Origin of the sequence: Streptomyces niveus (genome assembly GCF_001723055.1) — a bacterium.
GTDB lineage: Bacteria > Actinomycetota > Actinomycetes > Streptomycetales > Streptomycetaceae > Streptomyces > Streptomyces niveus.
Genome location: NZ_MDCR01000559.1, coordinates 1 through 705, shown reverse-complemented (window position 1 = coordinate 705; position 705 = coordinate 1). Strand labels below are relative to the sequence as shown.

The window sequence follows — 705 nt, the reverse complement described above, 5'->3', positions numbered from 1 at the left end:
GGCCGGAGGTCGGGGGAACAGCCGGGGTTCAGTTCCAGTCGGTGAAGGAGGAGCCGTAGCCGCCCGCGTCCGCCATCTGCTCGGCCACGCCTTCGAGGTCCTCGGGCAGCAGGCTCCACACGATGAGGTCGGTGCGGACGTCGATCCAACTGCCGGTCTCCGTCTGCGTACGCGCTATCCACGCGTTGCGCAGGACACCCTCGCTGATGCAGCCGGCCTTCTGCGCGACCNNGCGTTCGAAGCTCTGGTCGCGGAAGAGCCACTGGGCGACGGCGAGCACCGATTCGGTGGCGTAGCCCTCGCCGCGCGCCCAGGGGGCGGTGACGTAGGACATCTCGGTGGTGCGGGTGCGCCAGTTCGTGTTCTTCAGCCGTGCGAGGCCGACGAGGCGCTGGGTCAGGAACTCCGTGACGGCGAGGACCAGTCCGCGCCCTTCGGTCCGTTCCGCGGGAGCGATGGCGCTCACCCATTCCTCGGCGTCCTGGGCACTGTACGGATACGGGGCCGACGTCCACGCGATGACCGGTTCGTCGTTCATCATCTCGATGTGCGCCGGGATGTCCGCGGCCTCGAACGGGCGCAGCACCAGCCGCTCGGTGCTGATGGAGACGTCCGGAAAGGTGGTAGTCATGCTCAGCTCCATGCCTCAGTCCGTGGTAAATGCACAGCATGCAGCATCGGGTGAGCCCCGCACACGGCCGGGTG

Annotated in this window: 1 protein-coding gene and 1 pseudogene; both read right to left on the bottom strand. The window is 68.1% G+C overall.

The window, feature by feature from the left end:
* Nucleotides 1–28: 28 nt before the first annotated feature.
* A pseudogene (locus BHU15_RS41950) lies at nt 29–230 on the bottom strand (GNAT family N-acetyltransferase); the annotation flags it as partial.
* 2 nt (nt 231–232) lie between these two features.
* A partial coding sequence (locus BHU15_RS37555; RefSeq protein ID WP_255293317.1) for a GNAT family N-acetyltransferase occupies nt 233–631 on the bottom strand: 399 nt, incomplete at its 3' end.
* Nucleotides 632–705 lie beyond the last annotated feature (74 nt).